Origin of the sequence: Pseudolysinimonas sp. (assembly GCF_044239695.1) — a bacterium.
Taxonomy (GTDB): domain Bacteria; phylum Actinomycetota; class Actinomycetes; order Actinomycetales; family Microbacteriaceae; genus Pseudolysinimonas_A.
This window is the reverse complement of record NZ_JBIIAW010000031.1, coordinates 1-22486: the sequence shown is the minus strand read 5'-3', so window position 1 is coordinate 22486 and position 22486 is coordinate 1. Positions and strand designations below refer to the sequence as shown.

Here is a 22486-nt window from a genome sequence, read left to right as displayed (position 1 = left end):
CATCGCGACGGGTCGGAGGATTCTATGAGTCGTCTTCGCTGGCGGGGGGCCTTCCGTCGACACGGCCTGCGTGCGCTCTTCGAGGCCCACCCCGACCCCGTCTACTTCGTCGACACCGACGGGAAATTCGTCGCCGGCAACGCCGCCCTCGCGGACCGGGTCGGGATTCCCTGGGAGATCTTGCGCGGGATGGACTTCGGCCCCACGGTGCATCCCGACGACCGGGAGCGTGTCGCGGGGGAGTTCGCGCGCGCCGCGGCGGGCGAGACCCGGCGATACCGGAGCCGCGGCCTGCGCCCCGACGGCTCGACCTTCTTCGCCGACGTGCTCAACGTGCCGATCCGCTCCCGCGATCGTGTGCTCGGCGTGCTCGGTCTCGGCCGGGACATCGACGACCTCGCCGACGTGCAGACGTCGCTCGACGTCACCGAGCGGCTGCTGCAGATCGCCGGACGGGTGGCGCGCGTCGGAGGATGGGCGACGGATCTCGTGACCGGCGAGCGGCATTGGTCTCCGCAGCTGTTCGATGTGCTCGGCCTCGACCCGGACCAGGTGGTCACGCGGGGAGACCTGATCGCCCACGTGGGCTCCGGTCACCGCGCTCGCGTCGACCGCGCCTTCACCCGGTGTGCGACGAAAGGGACCGCGTTCGACCTCGTCGCGCCGTTCCGCACCGCGGCCGGGGAGCTGCGGCAGATCCGGCTGATCGGCGAAGCCGTCCGCGCCGGTGGCCGGATCGTCCGGGTACAAGGGGCCGTCACCGACGTGACAGCGGCCGTCGAACAGCACCGCGAGCGCATCCGCATGGACACGCTGTTGACGGCGGCGCTCGACGGGGTGCCCAACGACCTCGTGTTCGTCGACCGCGACTGGCGTCTTCGCTACGTCAACCGCGCCGCAGCTGCGACGCTCGGCATCCGCGCCGCCGACCTCATCGGGGCCGACCTGTGGACGGTCACCGGCTTCGGCGACGACGTCGCGGCGATGCTGCACACCGTCATGGCCTCCGGCACCCAGCAGTCCCTGAGGCTCCGCGATCCCCGCACGAATCGGTGGGTCGAGACGCTCGTCTTCCCGGCCGACGATCTGCTCGGAATCTCGATGACCGACGTCTCCGAACGCGAGGCCGCTCGGCTCGTCGCGATCGGCGACCCGCGCAAGCAGTACGCGCAGGCGACCGTCTTCGACTCCACGAGCGACGCGATCATCGTGCGGGGTCTCGGCGACGGCATCGAATACTTCAACAGCAGCGCGGCGGAACTGCTGGCGCTCGACGGCGACGAAGACGTGACCGGGCAGCCCCTGCTCGCGGTGCTCGGTGCCGATGCCCAGGCGTACGCCGAGGCGGATGCCGTGGTCGCCGCCGAGGGCAATTGGACCGGCGACCTCGTCATCAGACGCAACGACGAGGAGCGGCTGATCGCCTGCCGGTGGGTGCTCGTGCGCGACCCGTCGGGCGCCCCCGAGGCCGTCTTCTGCGTCCTCATCGACGTCACCGAGGCTCGGCGGGAGGGAGAGGTCATGCTTCGTGCCCAGCGGATGGAGAGCATCGGGACGCTCGCCGGTGGCATCGCGCACGACCTGAACAACGTGCTGACCCCGCTCATGCTCTCGACCCAGCTCCTCGCGGGAGAGGAGGACGAGCTCAGCCGGCTGCGCATCATCGCGGGGATGCAGGAGGCGATCGAACGCGGCTCCAACATGATCCGCCAAGTACTCACCTTCGCCCGCGGGGTGGAGGGCCAGCGCACCCTCGTCGAGATCACGGACCTCGTCGAGCGTTTCACCGAGTTCTGCCGCGACACTCTGCCCAAGAACCTGGTCGTCGAGGTGGAGGTCGTCCGCGATCTGCGGATCCTCGGCGATCCGACCCAGCTCCTCCAGGTGCTGATGAATCTGGCGACGAACGCCCGCGACGTGATGCCGGACGGCGGGTCTCTGACCGTGCGCGCCACCGGCGACGGGGACCGGGTGAGGATCGCGGTGACCGACACCGGCCCGGGGATGACGCCGTCGGTTCTCGACCAGGCGTTCGATCCCTTCTTCACGACCAAAGCCGTCGGCCAGGGCACGGGACTGGGACTCTCGGTCTCGCAGGCCATCGCGCGCGCGCATGACGGGTCCCTCGACGTCACCGCGACCGGACCCGCCGGCACGACATTCGTCCTCGATCTGCCACGGGCGACGGCGAGCGAGGCCCCGTCTCCCGCCGCGCCGGCCGCGATCGGCACGTCCGATCTGACCGGTGTACGGGTGCTGATCGTCGACGACGAGGATGCGATCATCGACGCCGCCTCCGCCGTCATCCGAAACGCCGGGGGCGAACCGGTCGGTGCGAGGGATGCCGAAGAGGCGAAGGTGATCGTCGTGCGGGATCCGGTCGACCTGGTGCTGACCGATCTCGTCATGCCGGGGACGACCGGGCGGGCGTTCCTGGCCTGGCTGGCGACCCGCAAGCCCGGTCTCGCGGTCGTCACGATGTCGGGGGTTCCCGAGCAGGGTCTCGCGGTCGAACGGCAGCCGAACGTCCGCGCGGTTCTCGACAAGCCGTTCACCGCCGCCGCGCTGCTCCAGGCCCTCGCGGCGGCCCTTCCGGCGACGCCACGATGACCGCCGGTCCGACCCGCGTCGTCATCGCCGAGGACGACGATTTCACCCGATCCCTGGTCGCCGAGGCGCTGCGCTCCGGCGGGTTCGACGTGCGCGAGGCGCGCTTGCCCGACGAGGCGTGGGATCTCATCGGGGATGACACGCACGCCCTCGTCACGGATCTCGACTTCGGTCACGGCATCTCGTCGGGACCCCTGTTGCGGCGGATGGCCGACGAGCGACCGTGGGTCGCCCTGGTCGTGCTGACGTCGCACCTGTCGCCGGAACTCGCCGTCAGCGACGCCGACCGGATGCCCTCCGACCTCGTCTACATCGTCAAGTCGCGGCTCCGACGTGCCGGCGATATCGCCGACGCCGTGCGGGACGCTCTGAGCGGTCGCGCGTCGAGCCCGAGGATCGACGACGGCGATCGGACGCTCACCGTGACGAGCGCGCAGGCCGACATGCTGCGGATGATCGCCAGCGGTCTGACGACGAAAGTGATCGCGGAGCGCCGCGGAACGACGGTGCGTGCCGCCGAGACGATGGTCGCCCGGCTCTACTCGGCGCTCGGCGTCGACCAGGACGAGAGCACCTCACCCCGGATCGAAGCGACCCGTCTGTGGCTCCAGGGCCGCATCCGGGTCAAGTGACGGGAGCGCCGGACCGAGGTGTCGACGTGATCACGACCGCCCAGGCACTGTCGGGACCCTGGGCGGCGAACGTGCGCGGCGGGATCGTCACCTCCGTGCTCGCCTCGGTGCTCGTGGTCAGCCAGGAGATCGCGACCCCGTTGCCCGGTCCCGGGTGGATCGCGATCTCCGTCCTGCTGCAAGCGGTCGCGTCCGTCGCCTGGGTCGCGGTCGTCGCCGGCGTCTCGCGCACGCGCTTCGGACGCGTCGTCCCAGTCGCGTCGGGTCTGATCTGGGTCGGGATCGGCGTGTGTCGAGGCGTCGTCGGAGGACTGATCGCGTTCACCCACGGCCTCGATCCGGAGTGGCTGTACCGCATCGGCTTCTGGATCCTCGTCTCGACGTGCTGGATGCCGCTGCTCACTTATGCGCTCGCCCAGTGGGAGGAGCATCGCCGCCTGCTTGCCCGTCGCGCCGTGGTGGCGATGGAACTCGATGCGGCCACGGCGCGCGCCGCGGAGAGTGCGGACGAGACCGCGTCGCGGCTTCGTGCGGCTGTCGATGACGCCTTGAGCCCCGCCCTCGACGAGATCCGCGCGCAGTTGCGCGGCCGGACCGTTCCTGATGCGACCGCAGCCGCGGCGATCGCATCGCGCCTCGACGAGCTCGCGGCCCGCACCGCCGGCTTCGCGGCGGCCGTCGCGGTGCCGGCGCCCGTGCGAGCCGTCGGACGCGTGTCGGTCAGCGCCGCCTCGCGTGAGTTCGAGCTGCGTCGTCCCGTGTTCGCGGCGGCACTCTCCGCAGTGGCGACCGCTCCACTCGTCGTGCCGGAGGCGTACCGGGTGGGCGGGTGGTGGCACGCCACCGAGGTCGTCATCGCCATCGCGGCATCGACGGCCGTGCTCATCGGCGCCTTCGCGATCCTGCGGCCACGTCACCTCAGCGGAGCCCAGCGATCGATTCTGAGCCGCACCGGAGTGGTGCTGGCCGGCGTCGTCGGCAGTGGCGTTCTCGCCACGCTGTCGGCGGGTTCCGGGCGGCCGGGGGACGTCGTGCTGCTGCTGATCTTCCCGCTCGTCGTCGCCACCGCCGCCTCGACGATCGCCACCGCCGTCGCCCTCGCGTCCACGAACGTCGAGCTCGACGCGCGCGCCGTCGCCGATTCCGCGGCGCTCGACGACCTCAGGATGCGGGCGCTGGTCGCCGAAGCGGAGGCCGCCGCACGACTGGAGATCCTCATCCGCGGCGACGTCAACGGTCGGGTCGCGAGCTGCGCGCTCGCCCTCGCGGTACTCGCCGGCGGCGACGTGACCCCCGCCGCACGCACGCGGATCGTCGAGGGAGTGCTCTCCCAGCTGGATGCCGCAGCCGCGGAGCTCCGCGGCTCCTGAGGTGAATCCCCGGCGCGGAAAGTTCCTAGGCTGGGCGGGTGCCCGAACCGATCGCCGTCTACGCCGCCGCCCCGGACCGCTACGCGCGGATGCGCTACGCCCGGAGCGGGCGCAGCGGGCTGAAGCTCCCGGAGATCTCGCTCGGGCTGTGGAACAACTTCGGTGACGACCGCCCGGTCGCCACCCAGCGGGCCATCCTGCGCCGAGCGTTCGACCTCGGCGTGACGCACTTCGACCTCGCCAACAACTACGGACCGCCCGTGGGGAGCGCCGAGAAGAACTTCGGCCGGATCTTCGCGGAGGACTTCCGGCCCCATCGCGACGAGCTCGTGATCTCGAGCAAGTCCGGCTACGACATGTTCGCCGGTCCCTACGGCGAGTGGGGATCGCGCAAGTCGGTGCTCGCGTCGCTCGACGCGTCGCTGACCCGCACCGGGCTCGACTACGTCGACATCTTCTACTCGCACCGACCCGATCCCGAGACGCCGATCGAGGAGACGATGGGCGCGCTCGCCCAGGCCGTGCGCAGCGGCAAGGCCCTCTACGCCGGGATCTCGAACTACTCCCCCGAACAGACGACCGCCGCCGCGACGGCCCTCGCGGCCGAGGGCGTTCCGCTGCTGATCCACCAGCCGCGCTACAACATGTTCGACCGGCACATCGAGAACGGGCTCCTCCCGGTGCTCGACGAGGTCGGCGCGGGCAGCATCGTGTTCTCGCCGCTCGCCCAGGGCATGCTCACCGACCGCTACCTCGACGGCATCCCCGCGGACTCGCGAGCCGCCGAGGGTCGCTGGATCAGCGCGAGCAACATCTCGCCGGCGTATCTCGCGCACGCTCGCGCGCTGCAGGAGATCGCCAGGGGCCGCGGGCAGACGCTCGCTCAGCTCGCCCTCACCTGGGTGCTGCGGCATCCGCAGGTGACGAGCGCGCTGATCGGCGCGTCGAGCGTCGCCCAGCTGGAGTCGAGTCTCGGTGCGCTCGACGGCGCCCCGCTCTCCGCCGACGAGGTGGCGGCGATCGAACCGCACGCGGTCGACGGGCTCGGTCGCTGACGCGGTGGGCTACCTCTACGCGCTCCTCGGATCGCTGCTCTTCGGCGCCAACGGCAGCCTCGCGAAGCTGCTCGTCGACGGCGGTCTGACCGCGACGCAGCTCACGCTGTTTCGCTCGCTGGGGACGATGGTGCTCGCCGGCCTGGTCCTGCTGGTGACCGACCGTGCCGCGTTCCGACTCGCGCCGCGCCAGGTGCTCGTGATGGCGGTGCTCGGGGTCGCGGGCGTCGCCCTCGTGCAGGCCAGCTACGCGGCAGCGCTCAGCTACCTGCCGGTCGGCGTGACGCTGCTGCTGCAGTACACGGCCGTGCTGATGGTGGCGCTGTTCGCCTTCCTGGTGTTCAAGGAACGGGTGAAGGCGCGGCTGTGGGCCGCGATCGGGCTCGTGCTGCTCGGCCTTGCCGCGGTCGCCCGCCCCTGGGAGGCGCGGCTCGACCCGGCGGGCGTCGCGCTCGCGGCGGTCGCGGCCGTGACGCTCGCGTTCTACTTCCTGGTGGGCGAACGCCAGGTCGGACGCACGTCGCCGCTCGCCGTCGCCTTCTGGACGATGCTGTTCGCCTCCGCGTTCTGGGCACTGTTCAGCGGCTGGTGGGAACTGGATGCGACGACGTTCACGACCCCGCTGGATGTCGGCGGGCAGTGGCGTTCGTGGGAGCTGCCCCTCGGCATCCCGTTGCTGGTGACCGTCGTCTTCGGCTCGTTCCTTGCCTTCCTGCTGTCGTTCACCGCGCTCAAGCATCTGTCGGCCACGGCGGCGGGCATCGTCGCCTCGGCCGAGGTGGTGTTCGCGTTCGCGGTCGCCTGGGTGTGGCTCGGCGAGACCCTCGACCCGGTCGGACTCGCCGGCGCCACCGTCGTGCTCGCCGGGATCCTGCTGGCTCAGAGCGCCCGCCAGGCGAAGACGGTCGTCGACGCCGAACTGGTCCTCCTGCCCGACCGGGATGTCGGGGGTCGCCCGTAATCTCGGGGCGTGAACCTCCCCACGACCGTCGCTCTGAAGGTCGCGACACCCGGTGTGCGCGTCACGCCGCTCGCGAGCGGCAAGTGGCGGGTGACCAGTCGCAGCGGGGGCCTGCTCGGGCATCTCGAGGCGCTCGACTCCGGGGAGTTCCGGGCGATGCGGTTCAGCATCCGCGAGCGCGGGTACCGCGTGCTCGGGGAGTTCCGCACAGCGACGGATGCCGCCGACGCGCTGCGTTTCGGCTGAGATCCGCCGGCTCCCGGGTTAGGGTCCCGGCATGGACTGGTGGAACGACATCGTGGACTGGGCGTCCTCCGACGACGGCTGGCGCATCCTCTCGGGCGCCGTCATCCCGTTCGTCGCGATCGTGCTGGCCGGCATCATCGGCGCCGGCGCCGGACGAGCCGGCATCAAGCGTCTCGTCGCGCAACGTGACTTCGAGACCCGCGTCGCCGCGGTCGCCGCGCTGGTCAGCGCCGGCCAGAACGCGGCGCGCTGGCACAGCCAGGGAGCCGACGCCCGCGAGCACGCCCAGCAGCTCGCGACCGAGGCCCACGTCGCCGCCCGCCTGCTGCCCGTGCCCGGAGCCGATCTCGCGGCCGACTGGGCGGCGCACCAGCTCGAGGCGATGCGGGTCAACTCGGTCAACTTCGGACTCACCTCCGACTCCACCCTCGGCGAGTACCAGAACCGCCTCATCGAGTGGGTGCGGCACCCGCGGCGCGCGAAGCAGCTCTTCGGCTCCGACCTCGACCGCTGGGACTACGACAACATCCCGGTCGACGAGCTGCAGAAGCCCGCCCCGACGGCGTAGCTCCCGCACCGATCTACGGCGCGTGGACGGTCCCGTCCCCCTGGAGAGATTCGAACTCCCGACCTGGCGGGTAGAAACCGCATGCTCTATCCACTGAGCTACAGGGGGTCGCCGCCAGTCTAGAGATCGGGCGCCTCGTCGGTGTCGCGTGAACGGGATGTGCGCACCGGTGAACTTCGCGTGACAGCTCGGCGCATCGGGCGGTTTCCGGATGTCCCGCTGCCGCCGACACCCGACACTGGTGCCGTGACCGACACTCCCCGGCAGGGCAGTCAACAGCAGTGGACGCGCTTCGCAGCTCTCGGTGACTCCATCACCGAAGGCTGGTGCGACCCCGTCATCGGCGGCGGCGAACCCTGGTTCGGCTGGGCCGACCGCCTCGCCCTCGAGATCGACGGCCATCAGCGCGCCTCGGGCGCCCGCCGTCTCGAGTTCGCCAACCTCGCGGTGCGCGGCCGTCGCGTGCGGCACGTCGTCGAGGATCAGATCCCCGCCGCGATCGCGATGCGCGCCGACCTCGTCTCGGTGCTCATCGGCGGCAACGACCTGAGCTCGTTGCGGCCCGACCCCGACGCTCTCGCGGCCCACCTCGAGACCGGGATCTCCGATCTCGCGCGCAGCGGCGCGACCATTCTGCTCGGTACGGCGTACGACCCCGGGTTCTCGCGGTATCTCTCGATGCTGCGGGGCCGAGCCGCCATCTTCACGGCGCATGTGCACGCGATCGCGGCGAAACACGGCTGTCTCGTGCTCGACCTGTGGACGATCCCGGGTCTCGCCGAGAAGGGCATGTGGTCGGAGGACCGGCTGCACCCCTCGACGCGCGGTCACCTCGCGCTGCTGTCGGCCGCGGCATCCGCTCTCGGCCTGCCCGAGCCGGTCGGACCCGACGAGGCGTACCCGGCGACGCGGCTGCCGACGACGGTCTGGATGCGGCGCTACGCCGTGCCGTGGATCGCCCGCCGCGTGCGGCAGGTCTCGAGCGGCGACGGGCGGGGACCCAAGTGGCCCGAGCCCACGCCGGTGGGGGTTCTCGCCCGCGATTAGACTCGCGGAATGCCCTCCACCCCGGACCTCCTCGTCTGGATCGACTGCGAGATGACCGGGCTCGACCTCAGCGTCGACGAACTGGTCGAAGTCGCCGTCGTGATCACCGACTACGACTTGAAGCCGGTCGACCCCGGGTTCCGCATCGTCATCAAAGCCGACGACTCCGCGCTCGAGCAGATGAACGAGGTCGTGCGCACGATGCACACCACCTCCGGACTGCTCGACGAGATCCCGGGCGGGGTGACCCTCGCCGACGCCGAGTACCAGGTCAACGAGTACATCCTGCGGTTCGTGCCGGATGCCGGAACGGCGCCGCTGGCCGGCAACACGATCGGCACCGACCGCGCCTTCCTCGCGAAGTACATGCCGCGCGTCGACGCCCACCTGCACTACCGGAGCGTCGACGTCTCGTCGATCAAGGAGCTCGCCCGCCGCTGGTTCCCGCGCATCTACTTCCAGGCGCCGGCCAAGGCGGGCGGACACCGCGCGCTCGCCGACATCCTCGAATCCATCCGCGAACTCGACTACTACCGCCGCGCCCTCTTCGTGGCGTCGCCCGGCCCCACCTCGGAGCAGGCGCAGACCGCGTCGGCCGAGACGGTGGAGGCGTGGCGTTCCTGGGTGTCGTAGTATCGATGGGTTGCTCATGCAACGCATGGCGGTCGTAGCTCAGTTGGTAGAGCGCTGGCTTGTGGTGCCGGATGTCGCGGGTTCAAGTCCCGTCGGTCGCCCCATGTGTGATTCACCCGTCCTTCGGACGGCGAATACCCCGCAGTCGGATGCCGACCTCGAGATCTCTCTCGAGGTCGCACCCGACGTGCCCTGGATCACGATCGTCTGGAACGATCCGGTCAACCTCATGTCGTACGTGACCTACGTGTTCCGGTCGTACTTCGGGTTCTCGACGACGGAGGCGGAACGGCTGATGATGCAGGTGCACGAGAACGGCCGGGCCGTCGTCGCCACCGGCCCGCGCGAAGAGATGGAGCGCCACACCGAGGCGATGCACGAGTTCGGGCTGTGGGCGACCGTGGCCAAAGCGAGCGACTCGTGAGGGTGAGTCGTGCGGGCGAGCGCATCGTGCTCGAGTTCGCCGACGGCGAGTCGGGCGTGCTGCGGTCGCTCGTCGACCAGTACCTCGAGGTCGTCGGCACCGACGCGGGTGCCGATCCCGCTCACGCGCGGCTGTTCCCCGCCGCCTACCGCGACGACGACGCGGCCGCCGAGGAGTTCACCCGGTACACCCGCGCCGGCCTGGTCGACCGCAAGGCGGCGAATGCGGCGCAGGTGTCGCTCGCGCTCGACGAGGAGACGGTGCGCCTCTCCCCCGACGCCGCCGTGCGCTGGCTGCCGCTGCTCACCGACCTGCGCCTCGTGATCGCCGACCGGCTCGGCATCCGCGCCGACGACGACGAGATACCCGACACCCCGGCGGGCGAGGTCTACGCCTGGCTCGGTCACCTGCAGGAGTCGATCATCACGCTGCTGGACGAGTCGTGACGCTCGAACTGACCCCCGAGGAGTTCGAGAAGATCGTCATCGACGAACTCGACGAACTTCCCGACGAGATGGTGGAGGGCCTCGAGAACCTCGTCTTCGTCACCGAGGACCGGCCGGCCGACGGCTCGCTCGATCTGCTCGGGCTGTACGAGGGCACCGCGCTCACCGACCGCGACCATTACGGATTCGGTGAACTGCCCGACCGGATCGTGCTGTACCGCGAGCCGTTGCTCGCGATCACCGAGAACCTCGACGAGCTGCGCGACGAGATCCACGTGACGCTCGTGCATGAGATCGCCCACTACTACGGCATCGATGACGACCAGTTGCACGAACTGGGGTGGGCCTGAGTCAACCTCGCGGCAGGGCTCATCCGTCGATACGGTGAACGCGACCCCCTGAGGAGACCCCATGCGCACCCGACTCGTCCTGACCACCGGCCTCGCGGCCCTCTCCCTGCTCGCCCTCGCCGCCTGCGCCTCCCCGGGGGCGATCGGGGAGGGCACCGCGGCGGGGACGGGCGCCGAGGCGGAGGGCTCCTCGGGGGGCTCGGGGGGCCTCGCCGGCTGCCTCGTCGGCACCTGGGAAGCCGACACGGCCGATCTCGCCGCCCAGTTGCAGACGTTCTTCAACGACAACGGGTCGCCGGTGACGTCGGTCGCCGAAGAGGGAAGCTCGACCCTCGAGGTCAGCAGCGACACCATGACCTACGACGTGGATCTGACCTTCACGGCGGTCGCCGACTCCGACGGCCTGGAGATGGTCATCGTGCAGGATCACGTCGGGACCAGCAGCGGCGCATGGGCCGTCGAGGGCGACGAGGTGGTCTTCTCGGAGTGGACGAACGGCATCACCATCACCAATGCCATCACGATCGGCGGCACGTCGACGGGCGAGCCCACCGAACTCCCCGCCGACACCGGAGCCGGGGTTCCGATGGCGGTCGAGTGCGAGGGCGACACCATGGTCACCTCGCCGGACGAGAGCCCGTTCACGACGACCTGGATCCGGGTCGGCTGACCCTCCGCTACGAGGTCGGCGGCAGGTCGGCGCGGAACACCACTTGGCCGGTGCGGCCGTCCATGATCGCATCCGCCAGGGTGTCGGGGCGCTCGCGCGCGAAGAACGCCTGCTCCTGTGCCGCCCAGCGGTCCCAGTGCTCGTGATACGTCGCGCCGTCACGGGCGATCGCGCGACGCTTGCGTTCGACCTGGTCGAGCCGGATCCACAGGGCGAAGGTCGCCAGGTCGCGGTTGGCGCGGCTCAAGCTGCCGGAACCCTCGATCACGATGTCCCGCTTGCCGTTGACCTTGTGGAACTCCGCCGGCTGGTTGCGCTTCCAGTCCCAGCGGCGGTAGCCGGGGTTGTCGGGATCGAGCACGCCGCGCACCATCGCGCTGCCGACCTCGAGGCCGCCCCAACCGGGGTAGAACGCATCGAGCGCGACATGCTGGGCCTTGAGGGTGTACGCGAGCTCGGTCGCGAGCGTGGTCTTGCCGGCGCCCGAGTGCCCGTCGATGAGCACGACGAGACGCGATGAGCCCTGGGCTTTCGCCGCCGCCCGGATGCGCTCTGCCAGCACCTCGCTCGCGCGAGGCGAACCCCCTCGTGCCATGCGTCGAGGGTATCGGGCGAATGTTTCCGGCCGGGACACCCCGTCCGGGTGTCCCTCTACTTCAGGAACCGCGCCACCCGGTCGTCGGCAGGGTGCGCGCGCAGGTCCGCGAGCGTGCCGGTCTGCACGAGTCGACCGGCGTCGAGGATGCCGATCCGGTCGGCGATGACCCCGGCTTCGTCGTGGTCGTGGGTGACGAGGATCGTCGTGACGCCGGCATCCGTCAGGATCTGCCGCAGCTCACCGGCGAGGCGCTCGCGCAGTTCGCGGTCGAGCGACGACAGCGGCTCGTCGAGCAGCAGGAGCCGGGGACTCGCGGCGAGAGAGCGGGCGAGGGCGACCCGCTGCTGTTCCCCGCCCGACAGGTCGGTCACCCGGCGCGAGCCGAATCCGGTGAGGCCGACCAGATCGAGCAGCTCGGCGACCCGGGTGGCGCTCGGCCGGCCCGCGATCCGCAGCGCGTACCCGACGTTGCCCGCCACGTCGAGGTGCGGGAACAGTTGCCCGTCCTGGAACATGAGCGCGAACCCGCGACGGTGCGGCGGCGTCCGCACGATCGATTCCCCGTCCCAGGCGATGTCGCCCGCACACGGCTCGAGGCCGGCGATCGCGCGCAACAGGCTCGACTTGCCGCTGCCGGAGGGGCCGAGCAGCGCGAACACCTCCCCCGTCGGAACGCTCAGGCTGACGGCATCCACGGCGGTGGTCGCGCCGAAGCGCACCGTGAGGTCGGTGAGGCTCAGCCCCGCGAATCCGAGGCTCATCAGAACGCTCCCGCCGTGTCGACCCGCAGGCGCTCGACGAGCGCCACGACAGCGACGGTGACGGCCGCCAGGATCACGGATGCCGCAGTCGCCATGCCGGCATTGTCTCCCCCGGGGAGGCCGATGAGCCGGTAGATGACGACCGGGAGCGTCGCGGCGTCGGGACGCGAGAGGAACGTGGTCGCGCCGAACTCCCCCAGCGCGACGGTGAAGGCGAGCCCCGTCGCGGCGAGGGCGGCGCGGCCGGCGACGCCGAGGTCGACCGTCAGGATCACCCGCCACGGGGCCGCGCCGAGGGTCGCGGCGGCCTCGCGCATCCGGGACCCGACGCTGCGCAGCACGGGCAGCAGCGTGCGCACGACGAGCGGCACGGCCACGAGCGCCTGCGCGATCGGCACCAGCACCGGCGAGGTGCGCAGGTCGAGCGGCGGCGCGTTGAGGGTGATGAGGAATCCGAAGCCGACCGTCACCGCCGAGACTCCGAGCGGCAGCATGAGGGCTCCGTCGAGCAGGTCGAGGCCGCGACGCGCCCCCGGGCTGCGCGGGGTCCGCGACAGCAGGATGCTCGCCACCAGTCCGATGAGCATCGCCACCCCCGTCGCCGCGACCGCGAAGCCGAGGGAGTTGCCGAGCGCCTGCCACGGGGTCACGGCGAGCGCGTTCCGGTCGCCCGTCGACGCCAGCGCCAGATAGTTGCCGAGGCCGTACTCCCCCGCGACGCGCAGTGAACGTTCGACGAGCGCCGCGAGCGGAACCACGAGCGCCGCCGCGATCAGCAGGGTCGCGACGATCACCGGCGCATCGGACCGGCGCGGAGAACGCGCCGCGAAGGCGCGACGCTGCGTGGTCGACCGCCCGCGCACGCGCGCCGTGAGGGCCAGCAGCAGCACGACGACCACGAGCTGCGCGATGCTCAGCACGCTCGCCGCGCGCAGGTCGAGGAATTGCGTCGTCAACAGCCAGATCTCCGTCTCGATCGTGGCGTACTTCGCCCCGCCGAGCACGAGCACGGTGCCGAACGCGGTCGAGCAGAACAGGAACACGATGGATGCCGCCGCCGCGATCGACGGCCCCAGCCGCCGCAGGGTGAGGGTGACGAACACCCGCACCGGACCGGCGCCGAGCACCCGCGCGGCCTCCTCCTGCCGGGGGTCGAGGGACTCCCAGGACACCGCGACCGTGCGCGCGACGACGGCGACGTTGAAGAACACGAGTGCGGCGAGGATCGTGACGATCGAGCCGTCGAGCGGGGTGTCCCGCAGCAGCGCCCGGAACGCGATCCCGACCACGACGGTCGGCAGCACGAACGGCACGAGCACCGCCGCGCGCAGCACCCCCCGCCCGCGGAACCTCAGCCGGGAGAGCACGTAGGCGACCGGCATCCCGAGCACGAGGGTGATCGCGGTCGCCGCCGCCGCCATCCCGATCGTGAACGCGATGATGCGCTGCGTGCGCGGGCGGGCGAGCACCTCGAAGATGCCCGCGACGTCGAGCACCCCCTCGGGGACGAGGCCGCGCCCGACGATCGTCGCGACCGGCCAGGCGAAGAACACCCCCACGAAGGCGAGCGGCAGCGCCGCGGCGAGGACCCACCCCGCCGCGGCCGCCACGCTCAGCCGCGACCTCACGGGGTGGCGATCGCCGCCCATTCGGCGATCCAGCGCTCGCGGTTCGCGTCGATCTCGGCGGGGTCGATCTCCCACGGGTCGGTCGCGATCTCGGCGAACTCCGCCCAGGCGGCCGGCAGTTCGGCCTCGGCGTTCACCGGGAACACGTACATGTTCTCGGGGATGTCGTTCTGCACGGTCGGCGAGAACAGGAAGTCGACGAGCTGCCGGGCTTCGGCCGGGTGCTCGGTGCCCGCGATGACGCCCGCGTACTCGGTCTGCCGGAAGCAGGTGTCGAGCAGCACCCCGGTCGAGCCGGGCGGGACCTCCACGGGCGGCGACGACGCGTACGACACGACGAGCGGACGGTCGCCCTCGCTCGACGGACCCGAGAAGTCGACGTAGTACGCGTCGCTCCAGGACGCCGCGACCTTGACCTGGTTGTCGATGAGCGCCGACCAGTAGTCGGGCCAGCCGTCGCCGTAGGCGGCGATCGTGGCGAGCAGGAAGGCGAGCCCCGGCGACGACGAGTTCGCCGCCTCGACGACGAGCAGGCCCTCGTAGGCCGGGTCGATGAGATCGTCGAGCGTCTCGGGCTCCGGGATGCCGGCCTCGGTGAACCACTCGTGGTCGACGTTGACGCACACATCGCCCGAGTCGATCGGGGTGAGGTACTCGCCCCCCGAGCCCTCGGGCAGGAGGTAGGCATCCTCGGCGTCGGTCAGGTCGCCCGAGACGTACTCCTCGAGCACGCCGTTGGAAGCCGCCCGAGAGGCGAAGGTGTTGTCGATGCCGAACACGACGTCGCCGAGCGGCGAGTCCTTCGTGAGCACGAGCTTGTTGACGAGTTCGCCGGCGTCACCACCGGACTGCACCTCGACGACGATGCCGGTCTCCTCGGTGAAGGCGTCGAGGGTACCGTCGCTGAGCGCGAAGGAGTCGTGCGTGACGAGCACCAGGGTGACCGGCCCGTCGTCGGCCGGCGTGCAGCCGGACAGGAGTAGAGCGGATGCGGCGAGCGCCGCCAGAGGGATGGAACGTTGCACTGTACGTGCCCTTTCGATCGGTGAAGGGGCACGGGCGGACGAAGTGTCCTGAGAAGGCCTCCCTGCGCCGGCATGATCCGGATCAGGTTCGACGGTCGAAGCTTGGATTGCTTCCTCTCAGCCCGGCATACCGGACTCCCGTGTTCGAGAGGAAGCCTAGCAACCCTCGCCGCCCCTAAGCTTTCGGGCGTGACGTCGACGACCGTTCGCACCGCGGCGAACCTCCCCGTGCGCGAGCGCCCGATCGACATCTTCTTCGCGGTGATGTTCTCGATCTTCTGTTCATGCACCCGCCGGTGTGGATGCGGATCGTCACCGGGCTCTCCGCGTTCGTCTACCTCGCGTTCTACCTCGTGCTCGTGCCATCGCTGATCCGGGGCTGGCACCGCATCCAGCTGCCCGCCGTCATCTACGCGACGATGATCGCCGGCGTCACGGGCATCATCGTGTTCGGCGTCGAGTTCTTCGGCGAGCCGGAGTTCCAGACGCAGAACCCGGTCAAGTTCCTCGCGTTCAACCTGCCCTACGTTCTGGTTCCCCTGCTTCTCCTCGTTCGGATGCGGAAGCCGCTCCCCTTCACGAGGACGTTCTGAGTGCCGCGCCGGCCGTTGTCGACCGATGACCGCGAGGTGCGCGTGCGGGTGTTCGCCTTCGTCGTCGCCCTGATCGTGATCGTCGCGATCGTGATCGGCGCCGTCGTCGTGTTCGGCTCGTTCCTCACCCGATTCGGCGAGGCCTGACCGCCGGGTTCGAGGCTGGCCTCGAGCCTTCGTCAGGTCTACAGTGTGGTCGTCCGCGACGCCGCGGCCCGTCCACACCCTTCACCCGAAGAAGGTCCCGTGAACCGCAGAACAGTGTTGCGCGCGCTCGGACTGAGCGCGCTCGGGCTCGGCGTCGGTGCGGCCGCCGTCGAGAGCGGAGTGGCCCTGGCCTCTGTCCCGGAGCCGCCGAGAGTCCCGCGGGCGGTCGCCCATCCACGACCCGTCCCGCACATGGTCGAAGCCCCGACGCCGCTGCCGCCGTACTTCCCGAAACCGCAGCTCGACCGCATCCCGATCCCTGGCGGGGCGATCCATGGGCTGCCCGGCGACGGCGACCTCGTCGCCTTCACGATCGACGACGGGGCATCGAGCGAGGTGGTCGGGGCCTACGCGGAGTTCGCGCGACGGTCCGGCATGCGCCTGACGTTCTTCGTCACCGCGCAGTACCGATCGTGGACCGAACATGCCGACGCGCTGCGTCCGATGGTCGAGTCGGGTCAGATCCAGATGGCCAACCACACCTACTCGCACCCCGACCTGCTGACCGTCGGCGACGGGCGCATCCGTGAGGAGCTCGAGCGCTGCGGCGACTTCATCCGCGCCACGTTCGGAGTCGAGGCCGCCCCCTACTTCCGTCCGCCGTACGGCACCTACGACGGGCGCGTACTCGCCGCTGCTCGGTCGGTCGGCTACCCGCAGGCCGTGCACTGGTACGGGTCGGTCGGCGATTCGGGTCCGATCTCCGACGCCGACATGTCGATGCTGATCGACCGCTGGTTCCTGCCGCAGCACATCGTGATCGGGCACGCGAACGTCGCGACGGTGCTGAACCACTTCGACGAGATCGCCACCACCATCCGGGATCGGGGTCTGCAGCCGATCACCCTCGACGACCTCTTCGCGCGCTAACCGGCCTCAGCCCGACCAGGCGGAGGGGCCGACCCCTTCGATGCCGTCCTTCTCCATCTGTTTGAGGTGCTGCTGCCGCATCAGCTTCCCGACCGGGTAGATCGCCGAGAACACCACCATCGGCGCCCGCAACGCGGGGTTGAGGATCTTGTGGTGGTCGTAGGTCTTCTCCCACCGGCGCACGTACCGCAGGTAGTCCTTGGGGTTCGCGTCGAGGCGGCGGGCCGACATCCCCGACACCATCTTCGGGCCGTAGACGATCTTGTGGCCGCGATCGAAGAGATGGATGCCGAGGTCGACGTCTTCGTGCATCTCCTTGTCGGCGTCGTTGCAGACGTAGTCGCGCACATCGCGCCACGCGCTCGACCGGATCGCCATGTTGCTGCCGAACACGAAGTGGTATTCCTTCGTGAGCTTCAGCAGCGCCCGGCGCATGTTGTCGTCCGCGCGCGCACCCCACCGTCTCAGCGGCATGTCGTAGTAGATCATCGGACCGGTCGCGGCGCCGACGGTCGGGTCGACGAACAGCTCCTTCACTTCGGCGACCCACTCGGGCTCGAGGATCGAGTCGGCGTCGATGCGTCCGATGACCTCACCCGTTGCCGCGTTGAACCCGGCGTTGCGGGTGGCGGTGATGCCCTGTTCGTCGTTCTGGTCGACGATGACCAGGGGCGCATCCGGGAACTCCGTCTTCAGCGCCTTCAGCATCTTCGCGGTCGAGTCGGTCGACTTGTTGTTGACGACGATGATCTCGTCGGCGGCGACCGTCTGCTCGATGGCGGCGACGACGCACGCGCGGATCGTGCGCTCCTCGTTGTAGGCGGGGATGACGATCGAAAGGGTCGGTCCGCCGGTCATTTCGCCACCCTATGCCACGGGCATGGCGAGCAGAGCGACCTCGTTCGCGCCGCCCTTCGTCTGCTGCCGACCGACCTCGACGAATCCGAGGCGCGCGTGGAAGGCGAGCGATCCCGGGTTCGGCGGGCGCACGTTCACCTCGCAGGTGATCTCGGTCGCCCCGTCGGCGCGGGCCGCCTCCTCGACGGCCGCGTACAGCCGCGGCCCGACGCCCTGCCCCTGCAGGCGCGGGGCGAGCACGATCCGGTCGACGTAGAGGAAGTCGCTCGAGCGGGCGCTGAACCAGGTGTAGTTCTCGCTCGCGTAGGGCAGGCCCGGGGCGAGCGCGACGACGAAGCCCGCGACCGCCCCGTCGTCGGCCACGAGCGTGAGCCGACTCGACCCGATCAGTTCGGCGAGTTCGGCGGCCGGCGTGATGGGCACCGCCGGGGTGGCGGCGTCGTTGATCGCGACGAGCGCCTCGAGGTCGGCGGAGACGTAGGGGCGCAGGATCACGGGCACCGTTTCAGGCTAGCGGCGCGCCCCGCGGGGTCAGTCGAGGATGTTGACGTGGCTGGTCATCCACGGCAGCGGGTTGATGAACGCCCCGTCCGCGGTCTGGACCGTGAAATGCAGGTGGGCGCCGTTGCTCTGCCCGGTACTGCCGACGCGTCCGATGACCTGACCGCGCTCGACCGTGTCGCCCATCTGGAGCGACATCGAGCCGGTCTGCAGGTGGGCGTAGGAGGTGCGGTAGATCGATCCGTCGATGTCGTGCTCGATCGTGACGTGCACGCCCCAGGAGCCGTCGGCGACCGGGGAGGAGACGACGACGCCGTCGGCGACAGCCTCGATCGGCGTCCCGGCACCCGGGGTGAAGTCGATGCCGGTGTGGAAGCTGGAGCAGCCTTCGCACGAGCGGTAGCCGAAGTAGGACGAGATCGAGGTGCCCGCTCCGACCGGCCACTGCACGAGCGTGAACTCGGTGACGTCGAACTCGTCGCGCTCGGGCTCGAGCACTTCGGCGGCCTTCGCCCAGTTGGTGGAGAGCTGGAACGACTGCGCGCTGGCGTCGACCTGGGCCAGTTCGATCGCGGCGACGGCCGCGGGAATGGTGAGGGTTCCGAGAGCGGTCAGGCACACGCCTGCCACCGAAACCGTGAGTGCACGGCGAAGAAGGATGTTCATAGAACTGACGAGCGACTTCCGGGTCGAGCACCACCCCGGGTTGGGTGGGCATGCCACCCCGGATCGAAGTCCGGGTCAGGTGGCGCGGGCACATCCCGGCGCGAGGCGGGGCGGGAAGGCCTCGACCATGGTGCGGGGTCTTTCTGGACGAGTCGTGGCAGAAGCCTGGCAAACCCCGCAGAGCCTTAAACCTGGGTGAACGCTCGGGTCAAGCCCTGGTAGGGGTCGCGTCGGGGTGCTCGAATGAGATCAGCCCGAAGCTGACGACGATGAAGGGCGGCAGAGGATGCTCGAAGTGACCACCGCGATCGATGGCGTCTACCGGGTCGCGGCCGACGGCGAGACGGCCGGCTACATCGTCGAGGCGGGGGCGGTCTTCGTCTGCCTGCGCGGCACCGTGTACAACACGTCGGTCGAGGTCGGTCAGTCGCACGACATCATGGACGCCGCGCGACTGCTGCTCGCGGCGTGAGGTCTGCTCGGCTCTAGAGTGAGCGGGTGACGACGCCGTCTTCCGCCATCTCCTCGCTCGACCTGTCGAAGCGCGACCTGACCCTCGACCTCGCGCGCGTCTTCTGCGTGCTGCTGGTGGTCGTCATCCACCTGCTCTTCATCGGGGTGGGCCGGGATGCCGACGGCGCCCTGGTGATCTCGCGCCCCCTCGAGGAGCAGCCATGGTTCGCGTTGGCGACCTGGTTCGGGCAGATCATGCCGTTGTTCTTCGTGGTCGGCGGGTTCGCGAGCCTGACCGCCTGGCGCAGCAACGTGCGCCGCGGCGGCACCGCCGCGGACTACGTGAAGACCCGCGTCCTGCGCCTGGCGCAGCCGTCGCTGCCGCTGTTCCTGTTCTACGTCGTCGTCATCGGCGGCGCGACGCTGCTCGCGATCGCGCCCGAACTGGTCGGGACGGTCGTCGAGGGCGCCGGCTCTCCGCTGTGGTTCATCGCCGCCTACTGCCTCTGCCAGTCCCTCGTGCCGGTGATGGCGCGACTGCACGCCCGCGCGCCGCGCGCGACCCTCGGCGTGCTGCTGCTCGGGGTGATCGTGGTTGATGCCGCGCGCTACGCGTCGGGCGTCCCGCAGGTCGGGTATCTCAACATGTTCTTCGTCTGGCTGCTCGTGCAGCAGATCGGCTTCTGGTACGCCGACGGCTGGTTCGCTCGCCGCGCCTGGTGGCAGCTCGTGCTCATCGCCGCGGCCTGCACCGCCGCACTCGTCCCGCTGACCTCCGTGGGCCCCTACGACGTCGACATGCTCACCAACCTCAACCCGCCGACGCTCCCCCTCGTGCTGCTCGGGCTCGCGCAGGCGTGCGTGCTGCGCCTGCTGCGCCCCGCGCTCGCGAAGCTCATGTCGACGCACCCGGCCCGCGCCGTCGTGTTCCTGGTCGGCAGCCGGCTGATGACGATCTACCTGTGGCACCTGCCGGTGATCATCATCGTCGCAGGGCTCGGGCTGCTCATCCCCGGGGCGAGCCCCGAGCCGGCGTCGCCCGCGTGGTGGTGGTCCCGCATCCTGGTCTACGTGCTCGTGCTCGGGCTGCTGTTCGCCCTGTCGTTCCTCGTCGCCCGCTGGGAGCAGCCGCGGGAACTCGGACCGACGCCGCCGAACGAAGTCGTCGCGCTCGCGGCGGTGCTGACCTTCGTGCCGCCGTTCCTCGTGATCGAGTACTTCCTCGACCTGTGGCTGGCGATCGCCGGGGCGGCGGCGTTCGGCGTCGCGATCCTCCTGCTCGGCCGGTGGCCCTCGCGACGCGGGACCCTGACCGAGCGCGCGCGGCGCACGCGCGTCGAGACCTAGAAGCCGAAGTCCCCGCCGAAGTCGCCTCCGAAGTCTCCGCCGCCGAAGTCGCTTCCGCCGAAGTCGCCGCCGGCATCCGCTGACGCGCCCGCACCGTCGGACCCGGAGTCGCCACTCGCGTCGGAGCCGGCGCCGCCGTCCCACGGCAGGAAGGCGCTGACCAGCGCCGAGCCGATGACGTACCCGGCCACGGTGCCGAGCAGCGAACTGCCCACCATCGCCCCGAAGCTCGGGCCGCCGGGGTTCTGAGCTCCGGTGCCGCCGAGGGTGCGTTCAAGCGAGCCGGGGTCGCGCAACTCCTTGCGGGTCGCTGCGCGGGCGAGAGTGGCCGGTTCGCTCGACAGCGGTCTCTCACCCGTTCCGGAGCCCTTCGAGAGCTCTTCGTAGAGCAGCGCGCGCTGCGATTCCGTCAGTCGGGTGAAGGCTTCGGCGTGCACCTGCTCGATCGTCTCGGGCGGGGCGGTGCGCAGCAGATAGCGGTAGCGCTCGACCGCGCGTTCGTCTTCGGTCGGAGGACGACGACGCGAGGCAGCGGGCGCCTCGCCCTGCTCCGGCGCACCGAACAGCCTGTCCAGGAATCCCATAGGAGCGACGATACGGTCGCCGTCTGTACGGCTGCTGAAGCGCGGCTGGGGATCAGCCCGCCGGCGGAGCGGCCGGGGCGGACACCGACACCGGCGTCGTCGCGACCTCGCCGGGGATGACGATCCAGGCGACCACGTAGAAGATCAGTTGCGGCCCGGGGAGCAGCAGCGACACGAGGGCGAGGACGCGCACGAGGGTGACGTCCCAGCCGAAGCGGGTGGCGAGGGCGGCGCAGACGCCACCGATGACGCGGCCGGAACGGGGACGACGGAGTTCACTCATGGATCCCATGCTGCGCGCCGGGAACGTCGTCGGCCAGGGGGCTATCCCCCGGACTCGCGAGGGCCCCGGAGCTAGGCTGGTCGGCGATGAAGCCGATGACCGAGCCGGAGATCCGCGCGTCGCTGGTGAATGCGCTGCCCGGCGAGGCCGAACGGATGCCGCTCCCGGGTCTGCACGAGGTCGTCTGGGCGGAGCGCGAGTACCTCGGGTGGCGTGACCCGGGTGCTCCGCTGCGCGGCTACCTCGTCTACTGGCGCGGGGATGATGCGGTCGGGATCGCCCTGCGCGCCTCGGAGGTACGACTGCGGCCCGGGTCGGCGATCTGCTCGCTCTGCAACACCCCGCAGCCCGCCGGTCAGGTCACGATGTTCAGCGCGGCCCGCGCCGGGGACGCGGGACGCGCCGGCAACTCGGTCGGCACCTACATCTGCGCCGACCTGGCCTGCTCGCTGCTCATCAGGATCGCGCCGCCCTCGTACGACTGGATGCCGGACACCTCCGATGTCATCGCCGCCCGGGTCGCGGGCCTCGAGACCCGGCTGCACTCGTTCGGCGGGCGTGTTCTGGAGTCGGCGGGCTAGCGAAGGATCAGGCGCCGATCAGGATCAGGCGCGCGTCGACGCGGCGATCGGCGGAAGCACTCTGCGCATGTACGGCGCCCAAGCGAAACGCACGATCGCGGCGACCAGAAGGCCGCGACCCGGTTGGGCGGTGAACGCGTAGGTCCAGGCGATCGACGAGCCCGCCCCCTCCGCGGCGACGCGCCACTCCGACCGGGCCCCCGCGACGAGAGCCCCGAAAACGCCGGTGAAGTTCGACAGATCGTAGGCGAACAGGGGCTCGGTGGCGGACCGGAGGGTCTCCTTCACGGAGCCCCCGTCGGAGAGCACGAGCGTGCGGGTCTGGCCGGCCGCATCCCAGCCCCCGGTCTGGTGACGCACCTCGACGACTGCCGGCAGCACCCCCGCCTTCGGGTAGAACCGCGTCGCGTCGTGCTGGGTGAGGCGCGGGAACACGGTGCTCGGGAGCGCGTCGACGTGCGCGGTCGCGGTCGCGGAGGAGGTGCTCACGAGGAGAGTTTCGGAGCCCCGGGGCGAATC

The 22486-nt window shown here is 70.5% G+C and carries 29 protein-coding genes, 2 tRNA genes and 1 riboswitch; of the genes, 20 read left to right on the top strand and 11 right to left on the bottom strand.

Annotated elements, in window-relative coordinates:
• Positions 1 to 24 precede the first annotated feature (24 nt).
• The 7 genes from ACILQS_RS06800 (at position 25) to ACILQS_RS06770 (ending at position 7442) form a co-directional block, all read left to right on the top strand.
• The gene (locus ACILQS_RS06800; RefSeq protein WP_395639358.1) at positions 25 to 2610 is read left to right on the top strand and encodes a PAS domain-containing protein; all 2586 of its coding nucleotides are present in this window, start codon (positions 25 to 27) and stop codon (positions 2608 to 2610) included.
• Positions 2607 to 3242: a DNA-binding response regulator gene (locus ACILQS_RS06795; protein ID WP_395639357.1), complete on the top strand. Its 636-nt coding sequence runs from the start codon at positions 2607 to 2609 to the stop codon at positions 3240 to 3242. Before ACILQS_RS06800 ends, ACILQS_RS06795 begins: the two co-directional genes overlap by 4 nt.
• A 26-nt stretch (positions 3243 to 3268) precedes the next feature.
• A complete protein-coding gene (locus tag ACILQS_RS06790) occupies positions 3269 to 4612 on the top strand; it encodes a hypothetical protein (RefSeq protein ID WP_395639356.1) in 1344 nt (447 codons plus the stop codon).
• Between the two features lie 89 nt (positions 4613 to 4701).
• Complete coding sequence (locus tag ACILQS_RS06785) at positions 4702 to 5667, top strand: aldo/keto reductase (RefSeq protein WP_395639368.1); 966 nt, start codon at positions 4702 to 4704, stop codon at positions 5665 to 5667.
• Positions 5668 to 5671: 4 nt separating this feature from the next.
• Positions 5672 to 6628 carry a DMT family transporter gene (locus ACILQS_RS06780; protein WP_395639355.1) on the top strand — a complete coding sequence of 319 codons (957 nt, stop codon included), beginning with the start codon at positions 5672 to 5674 and terminating at the stop codon, positions 6626 to 6628.
• A gap of 9 nt (positions 6629 to 6637) precedes the next feature.
• Complete coding sequence (locus ACILQS_RS06775) at positions 6638 to 6874, top strand: hypothetical protein (protein ID WP_395639354.1); 237 nt, start codon at positions 6638 to 6640, stop codon at positions 6872 to 6874.
• Between the two features lie 31 nt (positions 6875 to 6905).
• Positions 6906 to 7442 (top strand): hypothetical protein, encoded by a 537-nt coding sequence (locus ACILQS_RS06770; RefSeq protein ID WP_395639353.1) that lies wholly within the window; start codon positions 6906 to 6908, stop codon positions 7440 to 7442.
• A gap of 35 nt (positions 7443 to 7477) precedes the next feature.
• Here ACILQS_RS06770 and ACILQS_RS06765 read toward each other — a convergent pair.
• Positions 7478 to 7550: transfer RNA gene (locus tag ACILQS_RS06765), tRNA-Arg, on the bottom strand.
• A 138-nt stretch (positions 7551 to 7688) separates the two neighbouring features.
• Here ACILQS_RS06765 and ACILQS_RS06760 point away from each other — a divergent pair.
• The 7 genes from ACILQS_RS06760 to ACILQS_RS06730 all read left to right on the top strand — a co-directional run bounded on the left by ACILQS_RS06760 (position 7689) and on the right by ACILQS_RS06730 (position 11012).
• Complete coding sequence (locus ACILQS_RS06760; RefSeq protein ID WP_395639352.1) at positions 7689 to 8489, top strand: SGNH/GDSL hydrolase family protein; 801 nt, start codon at positions 7689 to 7691, stop codon at positions 8487 to 8489.
• 9 nt (positions 8490 to 8498) lie between these two features.
• Positions 8499 to 9122 (top strand): oligoribonuclease, encoded by a 624-nt coding sequence (gene orn, locus ACILQS_RS06755; protein WP_395639351.1) that lies wholly within the window; start codon positions 8499 to 8501, stop codon positions 9120 to 9122.
• A gap of 28 nt (positions 9123 to 9150) precedes the next feature.
• Positions 9151 to 9226 (top strand) — tRNA-His (locus ACILQS_RS06750).
• Positions 9226 to 9546, top strand: coding sequence for an ATP-dependent Clp protease adapter ClpS (clpS, locus tag ACILQS_RS06745; RefSeq protein WP_395639350.1), 321 nt, complete (start codon positions 9226 to 9228; stop codon positions 9544 to 9546). The genes ACILQS_RS06750 and clpS overlap by 1 nt, the downstream gene beginning before the upstream one ends.
• Complete coding sequence (locus ACILQS_RS06740; protein ID WP_395639349.1) at positions 9543 to 9992, top strand: DUF2017 family protein; 450 nt, start codon at positions 9543 to 9545, stop codon at positions 9990 to 9992. The genes clpS and ACILQS_RS06740 overlap by 4 nt, the downstream gene beginning before the upstream one ends.
• Positions 9993 to 10060: 68 nt before the next feature.
• The gene (locus ACILQS_RS06735; RefSeq protein ID WP_395639367.1) at positions 10061 to 10342 is read left to right on the top strand and encodes a metallopeptidase family protein; all 282 of its coding nucleotides are present in this window, start codon (positions 10061 to 10063) and stop codon (positions 10340 to 10342) included.
• Between the two features lie 61 nt (positions 10343 to 10403).
• Complete coding sequence (locus ACILQS_RS06730; RefSeq protein WP_395639348.1) at positions 10404 to 11012, top strand: hypothetical protein; 609 nt, start codon at positions 10404 to 10406, stop codon at positions 11010 to 11012.
• Positions 11013 to 11019: 7 nt separating this feature from the next.
• Here ACILQS_RS06730 and ACILQS_RS06725 read toward each other — a convergent pair whose 3' ends face one another.
• Genes ACILQS_RS06725 through ACILQS_RS06710 form a run of 4 tightly spaced genes read right to left on the bottom strand, consistent with a single transcriptional unit; the run spans position 11020 to position 15024 of the window.
• Complete coding sequence (locus tag ACILQS_RS06725) at positions 11020 to 11607, bottom strand: ATP-binding protein (protein WP_395639347.1); 588 nt, start codon at positions 11605 to 11607, stop codon at positions 11020 to 11022.
• A 56-nt stretch (positions 11608 to 11663) separates the two neighbouring features.
• Positions 11664 to 12371 carry an ABC transporter ATP-binding protein gene (locus ACILQS_RS06720; protein ID WP_395639346.1) on the bottom strand — a complete coding sequence of 236 codons (708 nt, stop codon included), beginning with the start codon at positions 12369 to 12371 and terminating at the stop codon, positions 11664 to 11666.
• Positions 12371 to 14020, bottom strand: coding sequence for an ABC transporter permease (locus ACILQS_RS06715; RefSeq protein WP_395639345.1), 1650 nt, complete (start codon positions 14018 to 14020; stop codon positions 12371 to 12373). Before ACILQS_RS06715 ends, ACILQS_RS06720 begins: the two co-directional genes overlap by 1 nt.
• Positions 13996 to 15024 carry a thiamine ABC transporter substrate binding subunit gene (locus tag ACILQS_RS06710; RefSeq protein WP_395639344.1) on the bottom strand — a complete coding sequence of 343 codons (1029 nt, stop codon included), beginning with the start codon at positions 15022 to 15024 and terminating at the stop codon, positions 13996 to 13998. The genes ACILQS_RS06715 and ACILQS_RS06710 overlap by 25 nt, the downstream gene beginning before the upstream one ends.
• 42 nt (positions 15025 to 15066) lie before the next feature.
• A riboswitch (TPP riboswitch) is annotated at positions 15067 to 15176 on the bottom strand.
• 132 nt (positions 15177 to 15308) lie between these two features.
• Between ACILQS_RS06710 and ACILQS_RS06705 the strand changes: the two genes are divergently transcribed.
• The 3 genes from ACILQS_RS06705 to ACILQS_RS06695 all read left to right on the top strand — a co-directional run bounded on the left by ACILQS_RS06705 (position 15309) and on the right by ACILQS_RS06695 (position 16694).
• Complete coding sequence (locus ACILQS_RS06705) at positions 15309 to 15617, top strand: hypothetical protein (RefSeq protein ID WP_395639343.1); 309 nt, start codon at positions 15309 to 15311, stop codon at positions 15615 to 15617.
• Positions 15618 to 15764, top strand: coding sequence for a hypothetical protein (locus ACILQS_RS06700; RefSeq protein ID WP_395639342.1), 147 nt, complete (start codon positions 15618 to 15620; stop codon positions 15762 to 15764).
• A gap of 99 nt (positions 15765 to 15863) precedes the next feature.
• Positions 15864 to 16694, top strand: coding sequence for a polysaccharide deacetylase family protein (locus ACILQS_RS06695; protein ID WP_395639341.1), 831 nt, complete (start codon positions 15864 to 15866; stop codon positions 16692 to 16694).
• Positions 16695 to 16700: 6 nt separating this feature from the next.
• Here ACILQS_RS06695 and ACILQS_RS06690 read toward each other — a convergent pair whose 3' ends face one another.
• Genes ACILQS_RS06690 through ACILQS_RS06680 form a run of 3 tightly spaced genes read right to left on the bottom strand, consistent with a single transcriptional unit; the run spans position 16701 to position 18674 of the window.
• Positions 16701 to 17552, bottom strand: a complete 852-nt coding sequence (locus ACILQS_RS06690) for a glycosyltransferase (RefSeq protein ID WP_395639340.1) — start codon at positions 17550 to 17552, stop codon at positions 16701 to 16703.
• Between the two features lie 9 nt (positions 17553 to 17561).
• Positions 17562 to 18053, bottom strand: a complete 492-nt coding sequence (locus ACILQS_RS06685; RefSeq protein ID WP_395639339.1) for a GNAT family N-acetyltransferase — start codon at positions 18051 to 18053, stop codon at positions 17562 to 17564.
• Between the two features lie 30 nt (positions 18054 to 18083).
• Complete coding sequence (locus ACILQS_RS06680) at positions 18084 to 18674, bottom strand: M23 family metallopeptidase (RefSeq protein ID WP_395639338.1); 591 nt, start codon at positions 18672 to 18674, stop codon at positions 18084 to 18086.
• A gap of 340 nt (positions 18675 to 19014) precedes the next feature.
• Here ACILQS_RS06680 and ACILQS_RS06675 point away from each other — a divergent pair, with 340 nt between their 5' ends.
• Positions 19015 to 19191, top strand: coding sequence for a hypothetical protein (locus ACILQS_RS06675; RefSeq protein WP_395639337.1), 177 nt, complete (start codon positions 19015 to 19017; stop codon positions 19189 to 19191).
• 26 nt (positions 19192 to 19217) lie between these two features.
• Positions 19218 to 20519, top strand: a complete 1302-nt coding sequence (locus ACILQS_RS06670) for an acyltransferase (protein ID WP_395639336.1) — start codon at positions 19218 to 19220, stop codon at positions 20517 to 20519.
• On the opposite strand, the gene ACILQS_RS06665 is transcribed toward ACILQS_RS06670, so the two are convergent.
• Both ACILQS_RS06665 and ACILQS_RS06660 read right to left on the bottom strand, forming a co-directional pair.
• Positions 20516 to 21103 carry a hypothetical protein gene (locus tag ACILQS_RS06665; RefSeq protein WP_395639335.1) on the bottom strand — a complete coding sequence of 196 codons (588 nt, stop codon included), beginning with the start codon at positions 21101 to 21103 and terminating at the stop codon, positions 20516 to 20518. The genes ACILQS_RS06670 and ACILQS_RS06665 overlap by 4 nt on opposite strands.
• A 52-nt stretch (positions 21104 to 21155) precedes the next feature.
• Positions 21156 to 21386 (bottom strand): PspC domain-containing protein, encoded by a 231-nt coding sequence (locus tag ACILQS_RS06660; protein WP_395639334.1) that lies wholly within the window; start codon positions 21384 to 21386, stop codon positions 21156 to 21158.
• An 86-nt stretch (positions 21387 to 21472) separates the two neighbouring features.
• On the opposite strand from ACILQS_RS06660, the gene ACILQS_RS06655 reads away from it, so the two are divergent.
• Positions 21473 to 21967 (top strand): FBP domain-containing protein, encoded by a 495-nt coding sequence (locus ACILQS_RS06655; protein ID WP_395639333.1) that lies wholly within the window; start codon positions 21473 to 21475, stop codon positions 21965 to 21967.
• A gap of 24 nt (positions 21968 to 21991) precedes the next feature.
• On the opposite strand, the gene ACILQS_RS06650 is transcribed toward ACILQS_RS06655, so the two are convergent.
• Positions 21992 to 22456, bottom strand: coding sequence for an SRPBCC family protein (locus ACILQS_RS06650; protein WP_395639332.1), 465 nt, complete (start codon positions 22454 to 22456; stop codon positions 21992 to 21994).
• Positions 22457 to 22486: the final 30 nt, after the last annotated feature.